The sequence below is a fragment of the Streptomyces rimosus subsp. rimosus genome (assembly GCF_000720725.1).
GTDB classification, from domain to species: domain Bacteria; phylum Actinomycetota; class Actinomycetes; order Streptomycetales; family Streptomycetaceae; genus Streptomyces; species Streptomyces rimosus_A.
In genome coordinates this window covers 1-18,060 of record NZ_JOCQ01000088.1, presented here as the reverse complement: position 1 = coordinate 18,060, position 18,060 = coordinate 1, and the positions used below count along the sequence as shown (strand labels likewise).

Annotated in this window: 18 protein-coding genes; 8 read left to right on the top strand and 10 right to left on the bottom strand. The window is 71.4% G+C overall.

The window, feature by feature from the left end; all coding sequences use genetic code 11:
- Window positions 1–202: 202 nt before the first annotated feature.
- The 3 genes from IH45_RS01000000144325 to IH45_RS0132525 form a co-directional block, all read right to left on the bottom strand.
- Window positions 203–1,318: a hypothetical protein gene (locus IH45_RS01000000144325; RefSeq protein WP_050515342.1), complete on the bottom strand. Its 1,116-nt coding sequence runs from the start codon at window positions 1,316–1,318 to the stop codon at window positions 203–205.
- Window positions 1,318–2,052 (bottom strand): RNA polymerase sigma factor, encoded by a 735-nt coding sequence (locus tag IH45_RS0132530; RefSeq protein ID WP_032918736.1) that lies wholly within the window; start codon window positions 2,050–2,052, stop codon window positions 1,318–1,320. Before IH45_RS0132530 ends, IH45_RS01000000144325 begins: the two co-directional genes overlap by 1 nt.
- Window positions 2,053–2,492: 440 nt before the next feature.
- Window positions 2,493–4,118, bottom strand: a complete 1,626-nt coding sequence (locus IH45_RS0132525) for a beta-N-acetylhexosaminidase (protein WP_030676880.1) — start codon at window positions 4,116–4,118, stop codon at window positions 2,493–2,495.
- A 242-nt stretch (window positions 4,119–4,360) separates the two neighbouring features.
- Here IH45_RS0132525 and IH45_RS0132520 point away from each other — a divergent pair, with 242 nt between their 5' ends.
- The 5 genes from IH45_RS0132520 (at window position 4,361) to IH45_RS0132500 (ending at window position 8,649) form a co-directional block, all read left to right on the top strand.
- Entirely contained in the window at window positions 4,361–4,963 is a 603-nt protein-coding gene (locus IH45_RS0132520) for a 2-oxo-4-hydroxy-4-carboxy-5-ureidoimidazoline decarboxylase (RefSeq protein ID WP_078897883.1), read from the top strand.
- A 273-nt stretch (window positions 4,964–5,236) separates the two neighbouring features.
- Window positions 5,237–5,617 (top strand): succinate dehydrogenase, cytochrome b556 subunit, encoded by a 381-nt coding sequence (sdhC, locus tag IH45_RS0132515; protein WP_003985924.1) that lies wholly within the window; start codon window positions 5,237–5,239, stop codon window positions 5,615–5,617.
- Between the two features lie 9 nt (window positions 5,618–5,626).
- Window positions 5,627–6,097 (top strand): succinate dehydrogenase hydrophobic membrane anchor subunit, encoded by a 471-nt coding sequence (locus IH45_RS0132510; RefSeq protein ID WP_030181769.1) that lies wholly within the window; start codon window positions 5,627–5,629, stop codon window positions 6,095–6,097.
- Between the two features lie 24 nt (window positions 6,098–6,121).
- The gene (sdhA, locus tag IH45_RS0132505; protein ID WP_030676862.1) at window positions 6,122–7,876 is read left to right on the top strand and encodes a succinate dehydrogenase flavoprotein subunit; all 1,755 of its coding nucleotides are present in this window, start codon (window positions 6,122–6,124) and stop codon (window positions 7,874–7,876) included.
- Window positions 7,876–8,649 carry a succinate dehydrogenase iron-sulfur subunit gene (locus IH45_RS0132500; RefSeq protein ID WP_030676860.1) on the top strand — a complete coding sequence of 258 codons (774 nt, stop codon included), beginning with the start codon at window positions 7,876–7,878 and terminating at the stop codon, window positions 8,647–8,649. The genes sdhA and IH45_RS0132500 overlap by 1 nt, the downstream gene beginning before the upstream one ends.
- A 14-nt stretch (window positions 8,650–8,663) precedes the next feature.
- Here IH45_RS0132500 and IH45_RS0132495 read toward each other — a convergent pair whose 3' ends face one another.
- Window positions 8,664–9,533, bottom strand: a complete 870-nt coding sequence (locus IH45_RS0132495; protein WP_050515340.1) for a hypothetical protein — start codon at window positions 9,531–9,533, stop codon at window positions 8,664–8,666.
- 195 nt (window positions 9,534–9,728) lie between these two features.
- Window positions 9,729–10,184, bottom strand: coding sequence for a MerR family transcriptional regulator (locus IH45_RS0132490; RefSeq protein WP_324607967.1), 456 nt, complete (start codon window positions 10,182–10,184; stop codon window positions 9,729–9,731).
- Between the two features lie 80 nt (window positions 10,185–10,264).
- On the opposite strand from IH45_RS0132490, the gene IH45_RS0132485 reads away from it, so the two are divergent.
- Entirely contained in the window at window positions 10,265–11,092 is an 828-nt protein-coding gene (locus IH45_RS0132485) for an alpha/beta fold hydrolase (RefSeq protein WP_030676854.1), read from the top strand.
- A gap of 122 nt (window positions 11,093–11,214) precedes the next feature.
- Window positions 11,215–12,090 (top strand): TetR/AcrR family transcriptional regulator, encoded by an 876-nt coding sequence (locus IH45_RS0132480; RefSeq protein ID WP_394298725.1) that lies wholly within the window; start codon window positions 11,215–11,217, stop codon window positions 12,088–12,090.
- 15 nt (window positions 12,091–12,105) lie between these two features.
- On the opposite strand, the gene IH45_RS0132475 is transcribed toward IH45_RS0132480, so the two are convergent.
- From IH45_RS0132475 to IH45_RS1000000150275, 5 genes are all read right to left on the bottom strand, one after another.
- Complete coding sequence (locus IH45_RS0132475) at window positions 12,106–12,609, bottom strand: FBP domain-containing protein (RefSeq protein WP_030676849.1); 504 nt, start codon at window positions 12,607–12,609, stop codon at window positions 12,106–12,108.
- A 54-nt stretch (window positions 12,610–12,663) separates the two neighbouring features.
- Complete coding sequence (locus IH45_RS0132470) at window positions 12,664–13,842, bottom strand: S8 family serine peptidase (RefSeq protein WP_030676846.1); 1,179 nt, start codon at window positions 13,840–13,842, stop codon at window positions 12,664–12,666.
- Between the two features lie 105 nt (window positions 13,843–13,947).
- Window positions 13,948–15,450 carry a hypothetical protein gene (locus IH45_RS1000000150875; RefSeq protein WP_030676843.1) on the bottom strand — a complete coding sequence of 501 codons (1,503 nt, stop codon included), beginning with the start codon at window positions 15,448–15,450 and terminating at the stop codon, window positions 13,948–13,950.
- A gap of 89 nt (window positions 15,451–15,539) precedes the next feature.
- Window positions 15,540–15,851 (bottom strand): hypothetical protein, encoded by a 312-nt coding sequence (locus IH45_RS0132460; RefSeq protein ID WP_030676840.1) that lies wholly within the window; start codon window positions 15,849–15,851, stop codon window positions 15,540–15,542.
- Window positions 15,852–16,397: 546 nt separating this feature from the next.
- Window positions 16,398–16,655: an SCO4848 family membrane protein gene (locus IH45_RS1000000150275; protein ID WP_030676838.1), complete on the bottom strand. Its 258-nt coding sequence runs from the start codon at window positions 16,653–16,655 to the stop codon at window positions 16,398–16,400.
- Between the two features lie 10 nt (window positions 16,656–16,665).
- On the opposite strand from IH45_RS1000000150275, the gene IH45_RS01000000144320 reads away from it, so the two are divergent.
- A partial coding sequence (locus IH45_RS01000000144320; RefSeq protein WP_463607459.1) for a D-alanyl-D-alanine carboxypeptidase family protein occupies window positions 16,666–18,060 on the top strand: 1,395 nt, incomplete at its 3' end.

Genomic DNA, 18,060 nt, shown 5'->3' with positions numbered 1-18,060 from the left:
AATTGAGCAACCCCCACAAACCGCAACCACCTCCGCGAAAGCGGCGCCGGCTTAGGCGCAAAGGGAGGCGCGGGCAGGGCCGGGGGAACGTGCCCCGCCCGCGCCGGTGCGACGAGCCGTTGGTACGGGGGGAACCCCGGCTCGTGCGCGAGCCGATGACCAGTCGGCTTCACTACGTACTGCGCCGGGGGCCCGGAAAACGTCACACCCGCGCGATGCGGGGTGCTCCGGGGATGCGCAGCTCGTCCGGCGCGCCGGGGGTGACGGTGGCGGGGTCGGTGACGGTCCGGTGGGTGCCGGGGGCGGGGAGGCCGAAGGACGGGCCGCGCCCGTGGCGGTCGTCGTCCTCGCCGTCGCCCCGGCCGCCCTTGCCGTGGCCCTGCCCGTGGCCGCCCTGGCCGTGGTCCCCGCGGCCGTGTCCGCCCTTGCCGTCGCCGTCGTAGCGTCCGCCCTCGTACTTGTCGTCCTTGCCGTGAGACAGGAACTGGCGGCAGAAGGCGTACACCTTGTCCGGTCCGCCCGCGGCGCGCTCCAGGCGGCGCAGGGTGTCCTGGCCGAGGCCGGAGCCCTGGCGGGAGAGGTACGTACGGCAGAACGAGGTGCCGAGGCGGTGTTTCTCCTTGGCGTCCGGCTTGTGGTCGCGGTCGTCGCCGGGGCGGCCTCCGTCGTCGGTGCCGCCGGTCGCGTCCTGGCCGGGGGTGCTCTGTCCGGTCTGTCCGGGCGCGGGCGACTGCGTACCGCCGGTGCCGCCGCCGTCACCGGTGCCGGTGGCCGACGGGCCGGGCCGGTCGGTGGGCGCGACGTCCGGCACCGGCGAGGTGCCGCCGGTGGTCGTTTCCGTGCCGTCGGACGCGAGCGGGCCGGGCGTCTCGGCGGCCGAGACGCTGGTCGCGGGGCCCGGGCCGGACCCGCCGTGGAAGGGTGTGGGCAGTACGCCGACGCCGGCGGCCACGGCGACGCCGCCGAGCGCGCAGCCCGCCAGCGCGACCATGAATCCGCGCCGGAGCGGGCGCCCGAAGCGGGGGCGCGCGGCGGGTCCGGCGCCGCGTGGGGCCCGTACGGTGCCCAGCTCCGGGGTGGCAGCGCTACTGCCCGGGGCCGCGGAGGCCGCGGCACGCGCCTGCCTGAAGGCGGCGAGCGCGGCTTCCTCGCCGGGCAGCGCCTCGTCCGGGGCCGTGCTCCGGCCCGCCGACGCGGCGGCGTTCAGCAGGGCGGTGAGTTCCGCGGCGCCGACGCCGTCCGGCGAACCGGCGGGTTCGCCGCGCAGCAGTCGCTCCGCGGCCTCCTCGTCGAGCCAGTCGTACCGGTCGTCGGCCATCACATGTCCTTCTGCGTTCGTGCGGCCGTTTCCGTCACACCCGGTACGTACGATTCCGCCGCGCCCTCATCCCGCCCGTTGCCCCGTCCGTTGCCCCGTCCGTCGCGCTGGGCGGGCAGCCCGTCCCCGGACCCTCCGGTGGGACCCCCCGTGGGTCCGCCGTCCTCGCCGCCGTCGCCGAGCAGGTCGGCCAGTTTCCGGAGTCCGCGGTGCGCGGCGGTGCGTACCGCGCCGGGCCGCTTGCCCAGGACCCCGGCCGCGCTCTTCGCGTCCAGGCCCACCACCACCCGCAGGACGACGGCTTCGGCCTGGTCCTGCGGGAGACGTGAGATGAGGCGGAAGGTGCGGCCGGTGCCGAGGGCTTCCATGGCCTCGTCAGCGGTATCCGATGCGCCCGGTTTGTCGGCGAGTTCGGTTTCGTCGCCGCCGACCGCCGGGCGGCGGCCGCGCATCCGCAGGTGGTCCAGGGCCCGGTTGCGGGCTATCCGTGCGGCCCAGCCCCGGAAGCGGTCGGCGTCGCCGCTGAAGCGGGACAGGTCGCGGGTGATCTGGAGCCAGGCCTCGGAGGCGACGTCCTCGGCGTCCGCGTCACCGACCAAGGTCCGTACATATCCGACAATCCGGGGATGTACGGCGCGGTAGACGGTACGGAACGCCGCCTCGTCTCCGCCCTGCGCCGCCTGTACGGCGACCGTCAGCCGGCCGTCGTCCGGCTGAATGTCGTCCCCTCGCACGGGTCCATCCTGTCGCACGCGGAAAGTCCGCCGCCCGGTCCTCGATGATTCGCTCTTCCCGGGACCGCGGGTACTGCTGGTAACCCGTGTGTCCCCGCTGACGGTATCCCGACCCGCCCGCGCCCCGGGCATCCGGGCCGTTCCCCTGCCGCTCCGCACCGCCGGGCGGGTGCGCCCGGCGACCGCGCCGGGCGGCGCGGACCCGCACGCTACGGCCAGGGCACACCCCGCGTCCAGAGTCCGCCCGAGGCCCGGGCGGGGACCGGGCGCATGCCACGAGCGGCACCGCACCGCGCGCCCCCCTGTGACGCTTTCGCGGCATGTGGCGCTGTAAGGAGCAGGGGCCCTCACCGGGCTCCTCTGGAACGACGGCCGGGGCCTCTCCTGTGGGGGGTGGCGGCCCCGGTCGTCCCCTCCCCGCCGCAGCCGGCCTTGGCCGCTCAGACCTGGTTGGCCAGCTTTTTGAAGTCCTGCCAGGACAGGGCCGGCTCGCGGCGATCCCAGACCTTCTGCGCCAGCGCGCGCAGCGGCATCCGGATGCCGTCGGCGACCTGCTGCTGCGTCTGCTCACCGGCCAGGTCGCACCACACCGCGAAGCGCGCCCCCAGCACCCGGTCGGGCCCGGACGACGATTCCGGTACGGGCTCGGTGCCGCGGAGCACCCCGGGGGTCCACTGCGTGTAGATCCGCTCGCCGGTCGGGTATGGCATGTTGTTGGGCTCGCCGAGGACGTAATAGAGGTACTCGTCGTTGAGGTTGATCACCTTGCGGTTCTCGCGCAGGTACGCGTCGGGTTCGCGGGCGCCGGTCTCCTTGCCCGTCCAGTAGGCGACGGTGCGGCCGGCGTCGGGCTCGACGTCCGTGTCGGGGAAGTAGCCGTCGTTCCACGCCTCGACGTGCTGGGCACCGGCCGCGCGCACGGTCTTGTCCCGGTCGTTGAGCCAGCCGGTGGCCAGGTCCTCGATGGTGCCGCCGTCCCCGTACTTCTCGCGGGCGGCACGGGCCAGCTGCGGGTAGTTCTCGGCGGGCGACCGGTCGGCCAGCGCGCGGTACTCGTCGCCGCCGAGGTGCCAGTGCCTGCCGGGGAAGAGCGGGGCGTACTCGCGCAGCAGGTCGTCCACGATCTCGGCGGCCCCCGGCTTTGAGATGTCCATGGCGCCGCGCTGAGCCTGCCCGTCGGCGGAGCTCAGCTGGAGGTCGGGATGGGCGCGCAGTACGGCGCCCAGGTGGCCGGGCGAGTCGATCTCCGGGATGACGGTGACGTGCAGACCGCGGGCCACCTCGACCAGATGGCGGACCTGGTCCTTGGTCAGGTGGTCCTCGGAAACGATCTCGGGGTGCTTCTCGCTCTCGATGCGGAAGGCCTGGTCGTCGGAGAAGTGCAGCTGGAGCTGGTTGAGCTTGAGGCCCGCCAGGTCGCGGATACGGTCCTCGATCCACCCGGCGTCGAAGTGCTTGCGCGCGATGTCCAGCATGAAGCCGCGCTGGGCACGGTCGGGGCGGTCCTCGACGGTGCCTTCGGGGACGCCGCCGGAGGCCCGTACGGACTGCAGGACGGTACGGGTGCCGTTGAAGATCCCGGCGTCGGTGGGGGCGGTGAGGGTCAGGCGGGTGCCGCGGGCGGTGAGGGTGTAGGCCTCGTCGGCGGTGTCGTACACGGGGGCGTTGTCGGCGCGCTCGGCCCCGTCGCCGTCCGACAGTTTCAGCTCGACGTCACCCGGCCGTACCGTCTCCTTCCCCCAGACCGTACGCAGGCCGCCCAGCTCCCGGGCGAACCGCTTGGCCTCGTCGGCGACCGGGCTCTTCTCGCCCGCGGGCACCACGACGCGGGCCTCCTTGGCGGGCCGCCAGCCGCGCCCGTCGGCCGCGCTGAATTTCTGTACGGCGGGCACGGTGCGTGGCGGTCCCGGCACGGGGTCCCAGGTGGGGGTGGGTGCGGCGGAGGGGCTGCGGCTGCTGCCGCCCCGCTCCGGGGTGCCGCCGTCCGAGCAGCCTGCGGCGGCCAGCGCGGTGAGGGCGGCCGTCACCCCCGCTGTGATCGTCGCGGCCAGTTTTCCGGTCCTCATATACGCAAAACCTCCCTTTCCGGGGCGAAGGTATTGCCTGGTGACAGACGTTTCCGTCCACTACGCGCGCGGAATCTCTCTCATTCGGGTGAAATTCGTGCATCCGTCGGACAGTGATCGACAGACGTCGTTACCGTGGCGTCTCACCCGTTCATCCCTCCCGGAGCCCACGGCCCCGCGCGATCCGTCGCGGCCGCGCCCTCCGGCCGCCCCGATCCGGCGTTCTCCACCCCGAGGAGCCCATGCAGCCCAGCGATACCCCGGCCGCCCCGCCGACACCGCTGTGCGCTCCCCGGCCCGCCACACCCTCCCAGACGCTCCCCCCGACGCCCCCGACGCCTCCCGGCGCCGCCACCCGTGCCCGTACGGCCGGTCTGGCACGGCTGAACGCCGCGACCCCCGACGCCGCCGAGACCGCCCTGCTGCGCTGCTGCGCGAGCCGCCGCTGGGCCCGCCGCCTGGCCGCGCACCGACCGTACCCGGACCTGGACGCCCTGCTGGCCGCCGCCGACGAGGCCGGCTACGACCTGACGCCGGACGACCTGGACGAGGCACTGGCCGCGGAGTCCGCCTCGCCGCGCCCGCTGGTCGGCGCGCGCGGACGGGGCACGCTCGCGGCGCACACCGCACTGCGGGCGGCGCAGGCCGAGTACGAGCGCCGGTTCCGGCACGCCTTCGTGATCTGCCTGGACGGCTTCCGGGACGCCGAGCTGCTGAACGCGGTGCTCACCGCGATCCACGACCGGCTCGGGAACGAGCCCGAGGAGGAGCGGGCCATCGCCGCGGACGAGCTGCGCGGGATCGTCCGCGGCCGGCTGGCCCACCTCGCGGCGTCCAGGGCCTGAGGGGCCCCGGCCTCCCGGGACCCGGCCCGGCACGACGGCCGCCGGGCCCCGGCCGCCCGGCCAGCCCTTTACCCCGTCCCCCCGCCCCCGTACAGGGCCGGACCGCCCTGGAGCGATAGCCCGTACGTGCCTGTTTGATCACACCTGAGGACCCCGGCGGGAGGAACCGACAGTCCGTCGCTACGATGGCCGGGGCCGGTGGACCGTACCCGGCCGGGCCAGACCGACAGAGAAGCCGGCAGGCCCCAATCCCCGCTCCCGGAGGGTTTTTCCGTGCCGGCTGGAACGCTGTACCGCGGCCGGGAAGGCATGTGGTCCTGGGTGGCTCACCGAGTCACCGGCGTCCTCATTTTCTTCTTCCTGTTCGTGCACGTCCTCGACACCGCACTCGTCCGCGTCTCCCCCGAGGCCTATGACGACGTCGTTGCCACGTACAAGACGCCCCTTGTCAACGTGATGGAGTACGGCCTCGTCGCCGCCATCCTCTTCCACGCGCTCAACGGCCTCCGTGTGATCGCCGTCGACTTCTGGTCCAAGGGCCCGAAGTACCAGAAGCAGCTGCTGTGGACCGTTGTCGGTGTGTGGGCCGTCCTGATGGCCGGCGCTTTCTACCCCGTGCTGCAGCACACGCTGCGCACGCTGTTCGGGAGCTGATGACGCGCGATGTCTGCTGAAACGACTCCTGCTGTGAACGACTCCGTGTCCCTGTACGACGTGGACAACCCGGCTCCCGTCATCGAGCCGCCCCGCAAGCGTACGAAGAAGACGCCCAAGACGACCCGTACGAACTTCGAGATGTACGGCTGGCTGTTCATGCGCCTGTCCGGCATCGTGCTGGTCGTCCTGGTCCTCGGCCACCTGCTGCTCCAGCTGGTGCTGGACGGCGGCGTCTCCAAGATCGGCTTCGCCTTCGTGGCCGGCCGCTGGGCCTCGCCGTTCTGGCAGGTCTGGGACCTGGTGATGCTGTGGCTGGCGATGCTGCACGGCGCCAACGGCCTGCGCACGGTCATCAACGACTACGCGCAGCGGGACAACACCCGCTTCTGGCTGAAGATGCTGCTGTACACCGCGACGGTGTTCACCGTCCTTCTGGGCACGCTGGTGATCTTCACCTTCGACCCGAACATCCGCTAGGCCACGGGCTGAGGTAACCGACTCATGAAGATCCACAAGTACGACACGGTCATCGTCGGCGCCGGTGGCGCGGGCATGCGCGCGGCCATCGAGTCGACCAAGCGCAGCCGCACCGCGGTCCTGACGAAGCTGTACCCCACCCGCTCCCACACCGGCGCTGCCCAGGGCGGCATGGCCGCCGCCCTCGCCAACGTCGAGGAGGACAACTGGGAGTGGCACACCTTCGACACGATCAAGGGCGGCGACTACCTGGTCGACCAGGACGCCGCCGAGATCCTGGCGAAGGAGGCCATCGACTCGGTCCTGGACCTGGAGCGGATGGGCCTGCCGTTCAACCGCACCCCGAACGGCACCATCGACCAGCGCCGCTTCGGCGGCCACTCCCGCAACCACGGTGAGGCCCCGGTCCGCCGGTCCTGCTACGCCTCGGACCGCACCGGCCACATGATCCTCCAGACGCTGTACCAGAACTGCGTCAAGGAGGGTGTCGAGTTCTTCAACGAGTTCTACGTCCTGGACCTGCTGCTCCAGGACGTCGACGGGGTGAAGAAGTCGGCCGGCGTCGTCGCCTACGAGCTGGCCACCGGCGAGATCCACGTCTTCCAGGCGAAGGCCGTGATCTTCGCGTCCGGCGGCACCGGCAAGTTCTTCAAGGTGACCTCCAACGCGCACACCCTGACCGGTGACGGCCAGGCCGCCGCGTACCGGCGCGGGCTGCCGCTGGAGGACATGGAGTTCTTCCAGTTCCACCCGACCGGCATCTGGCGGATGGGCATCCTGCTGACGGAGGGCGCCCGTGGTGAGGGTGGCATCCTCCGCAACAAGGACGGCGAGCGCTTCATGGAGAAGTACGCGCCCGTCATGAAGGACCTCGCCTCGCGTGACGTCGTCTCGCGCTCCATCTACACGGAGATCCGCGAGGGCCGCGGCTGCGGTCCCGAGGGCGACCACGTCTACCTGGACCTCACCCACCTGCCGCCGGAGCAGCTGGACGCCAAGCTGCCGGACATCACCGAGTTCGCGCGTACGTACCTCGGTATCGAGCCCTACACGGACCCGATCCCGATCCAGCCGACCGCGCACTACGCGATGGGCGGCATCCCGACCAACGTCGAGGGCGAGGTGCTGGCCGACAACACCACCGTCGTGCCGGGCCTGTACGCCGCCGGCGAGGTCGCCTGCGTGTCCGTGCACGGCGCCAACCGGCTGGGCACCAACTCGCTGCTGGACATCAACGTCTTCGGCCGCCGGGCCGGCATCGCGGCGGCGGAGTACGCGGCCACCGCGGACTTCGTCGAGCTGCCGGAGGACCCGGCGAAGATGGTCCAGGAGCAGGTCGAGCGGCTGCGCTCCGCCTCGGGCAACGAGCGGGTCACCGAGATCCGCAAGGAGCTCCAGGAGACCATGGACGCCAACGTGATGGTGTTCCGCACCGAGCAGACGATCAAGACCGCGGTCGAGAAGATCGGCGAGCTGCGCGAGCGCTACCTGAACGTGTCCATCCAGGACAAGGGCAAGCGGTTCAACACCGACCTGCTGGAGGCCGTCGAGCTGGGCAACCTGCTCGACCTGGCCGAGGTCATGGCGGTGTCCGCGCTGGCCCGCAAGGAGTCCCGCGGCGGTCACTACCGCGAGGACTACCCCAACCGCGACGACGTCAACTTCATGCGGCACACCATGGCGTACCGCGAGGTGGCGGCAGACGGCTCCGAGTCGATCCGCCTCGACTACAAGCCGGTCGTCCAGACCCGCTACCAGCCGATGGAGCGTAAGTACTGATGAGCACCTCCACCCTCGAAAAGCACTCCAAGGCCCTGGACGCGGCCGAGGACGGCGCCTCGCACACCATCACCATCACGCTGCGGATCCGCCGGTTCAACCCGGAGGTCTCCGAGGACGCCACCTGGCAGGACTTCCAGCTGGAGATGGACCCGAAGGAGCGCGTCCTGGACGCCCTCCACAAGGTCAAGTGGGAGCAGGACGGCACGCTGACCTTCCGCCGTTCCTGCGCGCACGGCATCTGCGGCTCGGACGCCATGCGGATCAACGGCAAGAACCGCCTGGCGTGCAAGACGCTGCTGAAGGACATCAACCCGGAGAAGCCCATCACGGTCGAGGCCATCAAGGGCCTGACGGTCCTCAAGGACCTCGTGGTGGACATGGAGCCGTTCTTCCAGGCGTACCGGGACGTGATGCCGTTCCTGATCACCACCGGCAACCAGCCGACCCGCGAGCGCCTGCAGTCCGCCGAGGACCGCGAGCGCTTCGACGACACCACCAAGTGCATCCTGTGCGCCGCGTGCACCTCCTCGTGCCCGGTGTTCTGGAACGACGGCCAGTACTTCGGCCCGGCGGCGATCGTCAACGCGCACCGCTTCATCTTCGACAGCCGTGACGAGGGCGGCGAGCAGCGGCTCGAAATCCTCAACGACAAGGACGGCGTCTGGCGCTGCCGTACGACCTTCAACTGCACGGACGCCTGCCCGCGCGGTATCGAGGTCACCAAGGCGATCCAGGAGGTCAAGCGCGCGCTGATCACGCGTCGCTTCTGATTCTCGGGCGCAGCCTAGAACCTGGTTCCGGTCAGCGCGCCGAACCGGGTCTGGAAGCCACGAAGGGCTCCGCTTCCGTACGTACGGAGGCGGAGCCCTTCGGCATGTCCGGCCCCGGAACGCCCGGCCGCCCCCGCCCTCTCCCCCCGCTCCGGCACGGCCTCGGCGGGCGGCACCGCGGGATAGACGAGCACCGGCGGCAGCTCCGTATCCACGAAGGTGACCGGGTTGGTGCAGAAGTACGACGGCACGAGCAGCAGGCCGCGCCCCTCCAGGCGCAGGTCCCCGTCCCGCGGATAGGTCACCTCCAGTACGGGCCGCCGCCAGCGCATCTCGGGCCCGAAGGTCCGCAGCATGGCCTCGGTGCCGTCCTGGCGCAGCGCGTGCAGCCGCAGCGTGCGGTCGGCCTCGACGCGCTGCCCGACCATCGGCCAGCCGGGGCCGAGAGCGGTGTGGTGGTACGTGCGCAGGCTGCGGGCCAGGGTCCGCAGCGCGGCCGGTTCACCGTCCGCGAGGGAGCGCATCCAGGACGGCGGGGCGGCGTGCTGGCCGTGTCCCGGCCGCTGGGCCTGCCCGGCCAGCCGGCCGATCTCGGCGCGCAGCCGGCGCCGGGGCGTCGTCATCACCGCTTCGAGGCCCGGCTCCACACCGGCCGAACCGGCCGCAGGCGTGAGGAAGTCGGGGAAGTAGCCGCGCGGCGGGACGAGCGGCAGCAGCAGCCGCAGGGGCCCGGGGCCGTGCCGCGCGGCGTGCTGCCGCCAGGCGGCCAGGGCCGGTTCGGTACGGCTCTCGCGCAGGCGGTGCAGGCTCAGCACGGTCTCCCACAGGGGGTCGGCCCCCTCGGCGATCCGCGTACGGTTCAGGTCCTCCGCCGTGAAGTGCACCCGTAACACAACAATCCCCCGATGCTGTGGCGTCCCACCGTTCCCCCGAACGGCGGTGCACCCGAGGATCCGACCCGCGGGCCGCTTTCGCAACCCGTACACGCCGCAGAGCCCAATTTTGTTCAATGAGAAATGAATGAGAGGACATCCGCGCAGGTCAGCGCGGTGCAACCGGGCCGTTCCGGCCGGACCGCGTCACGCCGAGCGCAACGCCATCGCGGCCAACGCCCGGTCCTCGTCCCGCCGTTGACGCATGACATGTGCATACGTCGCCAACGCCTCGCGCCTACGGGCAAGTTCGGCGATCTCCGCGTCCAGCTGCGCCATCTGCCGCTCGACCGCGGAGCAGGAACGGTCGCAGAAGACGAGCCCGGGGCCGCCCTGGGCGCAGGGCAGCAGCTCCCGGATGGCGTCGGTGTTCAGCCCCGTGGCGAGCAGCTCGCGAATCCGGCCGACGGTGGCCGGCGCGTCGAGGCCGTAGCGGCGGTAGCCATTGGTGTCGCGGTCCGCGCGCAGGAGGCCCTGCTGCTCGTAGTAGCGCAACGACCGGGGGCTGGCCCCCGTACGCTCCGCCAGCTCGCCGATGCGCAGCGAACCCTCCGCTCCTGCCCGGACCACACGCTCCCCCACCGACCGCGCCATCGGTGCCATCGACTGCCTCCCCTGAACGACCGGATCCTCGAACCGGCGACTTGACTCTGACACCGGTGTCAGACGTCAACCTGATCCACATGACGCAGATTCCCGCGGCCGCACCGCGCCTTCCCGCCCTGTCCACCACCGTCACGCCCGCCGACCCCGGCACCGTCCCCGCCGCCCACGGCATCCTGCTCGCCCACGGCGCGACCGGCAGCATCGCCGACAACTACGCGGATCTCATCCCCGCCCTGGCGGCCACCGGCCACACCGTCGTCGCGCCCGACTACCCCGGCTCCGGCCGCACCCCGCGCGCCGACGGCCCGCTGGACCTCGACGCCCTCGCCGACGCCCTGGTGGCGGAGGCCGTCGCGGCGGGCGTCGAAACGTTCACCCTGATCGGCTTCTCCCTGGGTACGGCGGTGTCCGTACGGGCCGCCGCGCGCCACCCGGAGCGGGTCCGCGGCCTCGTCCTGACCGCCGGGCTCGCCAAGCCCGACCACCGCGCGAACATCTGGCTGGACCTGTGGCTGCGCCTGCTGGACCGCGGCGACTACGCGGGCTTCGCCCAGGCCCGCGCCCTCAGCGGCCTCTCCCCCGAGGCCCTGAACGCCCTGCCGCCCGCCGAGCTGGCCACCGCCCTCGACCCGGACCCGGCCCTCCCGCCGGCCGGTTCGGCCGAGCAGGGCGCGCTGGTCAAGGAGGTCGACACCACCGGCGACCTGGCCGGGATCACCGTACCGACCCTGGTCATCGCGACCACCCTGGACCAGCTGATCCACCCCTCCCACTCGCGCTATCTCGCCGAACACATACCGGGGGCCGAGTACGCGGAGATCGCGACCGGCCATGTGCCGATGGCGGAGCGGCCGGAGGAGTGGCAGGTCCTGATCCTGAAGTTCCTGGCCGAGCAGGCGCTGTAGGGGTGCCGTCCGGGGAGGTTGCCGACGCGGGCGGGGGTGGGGCCCGAGGGCGGACGGGGGGCCGCATTAGGGTCGGTGCCGTGGACGATGCGACAAGGGCGGATACGGACGGAGCGCGGGGCGTGGCGAGCGAGGGCACGGGGGAAGCGGCGAGCGGCGACGCGGCCCGGGGCGCGACGAGCGGCGGCACGGCCCGCGACGCGGCGGATGCCCGTACCGCTCCCACGGCGGCCCCCGACCGCGCCCCCGACTCCCAGACCTCCCACGCCCCCGACTCCCAGTCCTCCCGCGAGCGCACCTCCCAGGGTTCCCGCACCCGCACCCTGATCCTCGAAACCGCCCTCCGCCTCTTCCAGGAGCGCGGTTACGACAAGACCACGATGCGGGCCATCGCCCAGGAGGCCGGGGTCTCGGTCGGCAACGCCTACTACTACTTCGCCTCCAAGGAGCACCTGATCCAGGGCTTCTACGACCGTATCGCCGCCGAGCACGCGGCGGCGGTGACGGACGTACTGGCACGGGAGCGCGACCTGGCCGGACGGCTCCGCGGCGTCCTGCTGACCTGGCTGGACATCGCCGCCCCGTACCACCGTTTCGCCGCCCAGTTCTTCAAGAACGCCGCCGACCCGGACAGCCCGCTGAGCCCCTTCTCCGACGCCTCCGAGGGACCGCGCGAGGCCGCCATCGCGCTGCACCGGCAGGTGCTGGCCGGCGCGGACACCAAGGCCGACCCGGAACTGGCGGCGGCACTGCCCCGGTTGCTGTGGCTCCAGCAGATGGGCCTGGTCCTGTACTGGGTGCACGACCGATCGGAGAACTGCGAACGCAGCCGCCGCCTGGTCGAGCGGACCTCTCCCCTGGTGGCGCGCGCGGTGGCCGCCTCCCGGTTCCGGGTGCTGCGCCCGCTGGTACGCGAAGTCACCGACGTACTGAGCGAATTCGTCCTCCCGGCGGCAGCGGGCGCCGCGGCCCGGCCCACCCGCCCGGACAAAGGCTGACCCCGCCGAAGCGGCTCACTCCGTCTCGAAAACCTTGTCCACAAACGCGTCGAGATTCACGACCATGCGCGCGATACGGTCCTCCAGCGGCAAGGTCTCCTCATGCCGCCCGGCCAGCTCCGACTTCTTCTTCCCACGCACATAGAGCGAGCACGCCAGATCGGCACAGATATACGTCCCGACCGTATTCCCCTGCCGCCCCAAGGCCCCGGCCTTCCGGGCGGCAAGCAGCTGCACCCCGGACCCGGGGTGCCCCGTCACACACAACGAACACACGGTCGTCTTCGTGAAACTCCGCCGCACCCCCTGCGGGACCCGCAACGTCAGCCCGACGATCCCACCGTCCCGGGGCGCGACCAGATAGCTCCGGTCCGGGGCCCCGGGATCCCGCCATCCGAGGAAGTCCAGGTCTCCCCACGGCAAGCCGGAAAGGCCCGTGGGGAGATTGATCCGGCTTGCTTCTCCCTTTGAGCAATTCACGAAGGAGGTACGTATGTCTTTTTCACCCAGCGGATCCATGGGCGGAAGTTAACAGGCGGGATGGAGGCCCGTCGCTCGAATTAAGGGGCGGGGTCAGCTCCAGGCCTGGCTGCTCGAACGGCCGCGGCGGCGGGACACCACCAGGGCGATCACGACACCGACCACCACGACCGCAGCCAGCGCGCCGCCGCCGATGACCAGCCACTTGCTCGTGTCCGCGGACGAGGCGGACTGCTGCCCCTTGTCGGCACCGGTATCGCCGGCCGGCTGCGCCGCCTTGCCCTGCGGCATCGGGAGGGGGCCCTCGGCGGGCCCTGCGGGAATGTCGCGGGACAGGGCCGCGGCGGGCTGGATGAAGCCGTAACCGTAATGCGCGTCGGGCAGCTTCAGGTTCTTCGCCTTCTCCGGCTTGGCCAGACCCGCGGTCTTCACCAGACGGTTGGCGATCTGGCCGGGGGTGAGGTCGGGGAACTTTTCGCGGAGGAGGGCGGCGGCGGCGGACGCGTAGGCGGTGGCCGCCGAAGTACCACCGCTGACGGTGTACGCGGAGTCGCTCTTACCCTGCGCGAAGGGGATACCGTCTCCGGGGGCGAGCAGATCGACCGTGTCGTTGTAATTGCTGCGGTTCCAGACTTCCCCGTACTCGTTCACCGCGCCGACACCGATGACCCCGGGGCAGGCTGCCGGGTAGTTCTTCTTGGCCGCCCCGTCGTTGCCGACACCCGCAACGACGATGACGCCCTTGTCCAGGGCGTAGCGGATCGATTCACAGGTGTCCGCGTCACGGGTGACGACATAGGACATGTTGATGATGTCGGCACCGTGGTCGGCGGCGTACCGGGTCGCCTGCGACTCGTTCTTGTACGCGGTCAACGGCATGATCTTCGCTCCCGGCGCCAGGCCCTTGACGCCCTGGGCCCCACCCGCGCCGTGACCGTGCCCGGCGATGATGCCCGCCATGGCCGTACCGTGGTCGCGGATGTCCTGACCGGGCTTGAGGGCCCTGGAGACGTCGACGCCCTGGGTGAAGTCCTTCCCGGGCACGAACTGTCCGGTGAGGTCCTGGTGGCTGGCCCGGATGCCGGTCTCGACGAGCGCAACCGTGACGCCCTTGCCGGTGGCCTGCTTCCAGATGTCCTTGGCGCCGAACGCCTCCAGCGGCCACTGCTTGCTGCGAACCTCGTCCGCCTGCGCCGTGCCACCCGCAGCCAGGAGCAGCGCTCCGGTCAGCGCCACGCCCGTACCGGCGCGCAGTGTTCGTGCGACCCTCATGCTTCGCTCCTCGTGTGCGTTCCGTGCGGTCCGGCACCGCCCGGACGAACGCCCCGCCGGGGAGGCGGGGCGGCCGTCCGTGCCAGGGCCCGTGGGCCAGGTTCTTTACTCGATCACGCGTGGCGCCACATTACGCTGCGGGGTCCACGTCTCCTCGTCCTCGACGAGGTAGTCGGGACGCTTGCTGGTGGTGCGCTCCTTGTCCTCGCCCTTGCCGCGGGCGCCCGGCATCCCGGGCGCACCCGCGCCCTTGCCGCGCTGGTCGGGACGGCCGGCCTGGGTGCCGCCCCGGCTGCGGTGCAGCCCGGAGCCACCCTGCTTCGAGCCGGCCGAGGGGCCGCCCGGCTTGCCGACGACTCCGCCCGGCGTACGGGCCTGCGCGCCGCCCTTCACCGCGCCGCCACGGCCGGCACCGGCGCTACCACCCGTACCGCCACCGGGCATTCCGGGCACGCCGGAACGTCCGCCGCCCTTGGCGCCGGGGCCGCCCGTCCCCCCTCCGGCCGGCATGCCGGTGCGCCCGGCGCCTCGCGGGCCTGGAGTGCCGAGGCCCGGAGGCATGCCACCGGGAAGGCCGGGGAGGCCGAGCGGCGGCTGCTCGTTCGACGTGCTGCCGCCGCTGATGCCGTTGCCGCCACCGGGCCGGCCGAGCAGGCTCGGGCCGCCCAGGCCCGGCATGCCCTTCTGCATGCCGGCCAGGCCTGTACGCACCGGCGGCGTCACGGACGGCTTCACGTTGGGACCGCGCAGCCCCGGAGGTACGGCGGAGCCTCCCGGGACCCGGGGCGCGCTCGGGGTCACCGTGGTCGGGCGCGGTCGTGTACCGCCCGGCGTCGGCATGTTCACCGGCGGCGGCGGTGTCGTATGGGCCGGGGGCGAGGGCCAGTCGCCGCCGCCTCCCGGGGGATTGGAGCCGTCAGGAGAGATGAAGCCGCGAGCCCGGTAGTTGGCCGCCAGCTCCTCCATGACGATGACCGCCTCGACCTGGCGCTCCTTGCTCAGGGAGAGGTTGTCCCGATTGAGTTCGAGCGCCATTCTGGCGTCCATCTTCGGGTTGGCCATGTCCTTGTGGAACTGGGTGTCGTCGCCCTTCTCGTCCCCCACCTTGTCCCAGAACCCCGGGTCCTTGATCTTCGACATGGCTTTCTTCGCCTCACGGAGGTTGTGGGCGACGCCGGCCTGCTCACCCGTCGCGCGGGTACCGATCAGGGTCTGCTCGACGTTGCGGGAGTGCCCGTAGGTCCGGTCGATCTTCTCCAGGACCTTGTGCGCCTCACGCCGGAAGGCTTCGGCGGCCTTGCCCTCCCAGTGGGCCGTGGCGTGGTCGACGGCGTCCATGAACGCCTTGCGGATGCCGCCGCGGCCGTCCTCGCCGGCCAGCCGGTCGGCGGACGCCCGCCAGTGCTTGCCGGACGTCTCGATCGCGTCGGGGTCGGCGTGCTCGATCATGGCGCGCAGCGCGTCGATCCCGTGGTGGTGGAAGTCGGAGGCGGAGGCGGGAAGGGCCCGGTAGTTCTTGAACGACTTCAGCCGCTCGTCCCGCTCCCCCGCCTTCCGCTGCCGCTCCATCGTCTTGGCGCTCTCGTACTCCTGCCGGGCGTCAACCACACCGGCCCCCCTTCGTCGTCATCGCTCACTCACCACCACGGCACGTTCCGGTCCCGGACACGCGCCGCCTTCCGCCTCGCAGGACCGTCTCAGCCGTTCATCGAGACCTTGGTGTCGTGCTCCTGGTCCTCGTACGCCCCTCTGCTGCGCTCGGTCTTGTCACCGAAGTCGCGGATCAGGTCCTGGAGCGCCTTGACGACCTGCGACATGTACTGCTGCATGTCGTCGTGCGCGGAGGAGAGGTCGGAGGCTTCGAGGAAGTCTTTGCCGAAGGCCGTCTTCGGGATGGTCGTGCTGTATCTGACCTTCTGGCTGGGCTCGTCCATGTCGGACTGGAGCCGCTTGAGCTGCCGTACGACGTTGTCCAGTTCGTGCAGATCTACTTTGTACTGCTCACCCACGACTACTCCCCGTTCGCCCCGTATGTCCCGCTCGTCCCCGTCGCGCCGCGCTGCTGAGATCACGCGATAAGAGCAACGTAAAGACAGTCAATGCTAGGGAGTTGAGAGGCGCAAACGCAAGATCGTATGGCAGGCCGTGCCTGAGCCGCGACCGGCGTGGCAGAACCCACGGGGGCAAGGCCGGCGCCTCGCCCGGCAACACCACGGCACGCCATGGCGACGGCGGGCGCGGCATTGACGCCCGCACGGCCACGAGCCGCCGCCCCTGAACCGCATTCGGCATTACGCGGGATGAACAGCCGGCGAATTCCTAAGTGCCGCCCGGTGGAAAAGGAATTCGCGCGTCCGGCACGCGATGACCGGCCGGAGTGGCAGTGGGGCTTGGTGAAGCGGTTGCCGGGGTGGGGGCAGTTCTTTACCCCACCCCGGTTTCGATGCAGGCGCGGTGGCGGGTAGAGGTGGAGCGGGCCCCGGTGGCGGCGGGGTGAGGGTGTGTGAGAAAGCACACCGGAAGTGGGGGCGCGACGGCTTTGCGGGGCCGGGGGCTCAGGAGGGGGAGGTGTCAGCGGAGCCGCGGAGGGCCCGTACGCCTCGGAACCCGATGATGCCGATTGCCGTCCCCAAGAGAAAGGACGTCACCGCGAGCGCGAGATGGACCCAGAAGTATGCGGTCGGGTCACCCGCGTCGTCGAAGGCGAGACCGCTCCCGTCTTTCCACAGGTTTTTGGCGAAAGTGATCCAGATGAACCAGCTCCATACCCCGAAGGCGAGCAGGAACCAGGAGACGGGGCGAGAGAGCTTCATGGAATCCAGTATGGGCAGCGGCTCCATCCGGCGGCCGCCCGGGGCACTCTTCCGTGGGGCGGTGTCCGGTTCACCTGCGCCGACGGGTACGTTCACCGACGTGCCGACCACTTCTGCCGATCATCCGACCGCCGCGGCTCCCGGGAACACCGGGACCGTACGCCGCGCGCTCACCCGTACGACCGCCGCGCTGGCCGGCACCGCCGTACTGCTGCCGCCGCTGCTCTTCGCCGCCCCGGCGCGCGCGGACGCGAAGAAAGACGAGAAGCCGAAGGCGCCGGCGCCGCCCGCCGAGATGTCGAAGGTCGGGGGTGACCGGCTGGGGCAGGCCGGTACGCAGGTGCAGCTCAAGCCGGGGGCGCCCAAGCTGCCGTCGGACCTCACGGCGCGTTCCTGGATCGTCTCGGATGCCGAGAGCGGCAAGGTGCTGGCCGCGCACAACGCACACTGGCAGCTGCCGCCGGCCAGCACGCTGAAGATGCTGTTCGCCGACACGGTGCTGCCGAAGTTCCCCAAGACCGAGAAGTACACGGTCAAGCCGGCCGACCTGGCGGGCATGGGCGCGGGCAGCAGCCTGGTGGGGATAAAGGAGAACCTGAGTTATACGGTTCATGATCTTTGGCTGGGGGTTTTCCTGCGTTCGGGGAACGACGCCGTTCACACCCTGTCCGCGATGAACGGCGGTACGGCCAAGACCGTGCAGGAGATGCAGAAGCAGGCCGAGGCGCTGAACGCGACGGACACCCACGTCGTGACGCCGGACGGCTACGACGCGCCCGGACAGGTCTCCAGCGCGTACGACCTGAGCCTGTTCGCCCGCGCGGGGCTGCAGAACGCGGACTTCCGGGAGTACTGCTCCACGGTGAGCACGCAGTTCCCGGGTGAGATCAAGGACGGCAAGCGCGGGACGTTCGGCATCCAGAACACGAACCGGCTGCTCAGCGGGGATTACGACGTCAAGCCGTATCCGGGCATCGCGGGCGTGAAGAACGGCTACACCACCAACGCGGGCTCCACCTTCACCGGGGTCGCCCAGCGCGGCGAGCGCAAGCTGCTCGTCACGGTCATGAACCCGGAGAAGAAGGAACACAACGAGGCGTACAAGGAGACGGCCAAGCTCTTCGACTGGGGCTTCGCGGCGGCCGACAAGGTCGAGCCGGTCGGCAGGCTGGTCGGCCCCAAGAGCGAGGAGGGCGGCAACAAGCTGGCCGGCGACAAGGCGCGGGCCGGGCTGGAGGACTCGTCCGGCGGGTCCGGCGGCGCATGGACCGCGGCGGCGATCGCGGGCGGGCTGCTGGTGGTCCTGGGCGGCGTCGGCAGCGTCCTGCTGTCGGCCGCCGGCTTCTGCATCGCCGTACTCGCCGACTTCCTGCTCTTCGCCTACGTCCTGACCAAGCTGCCCGGC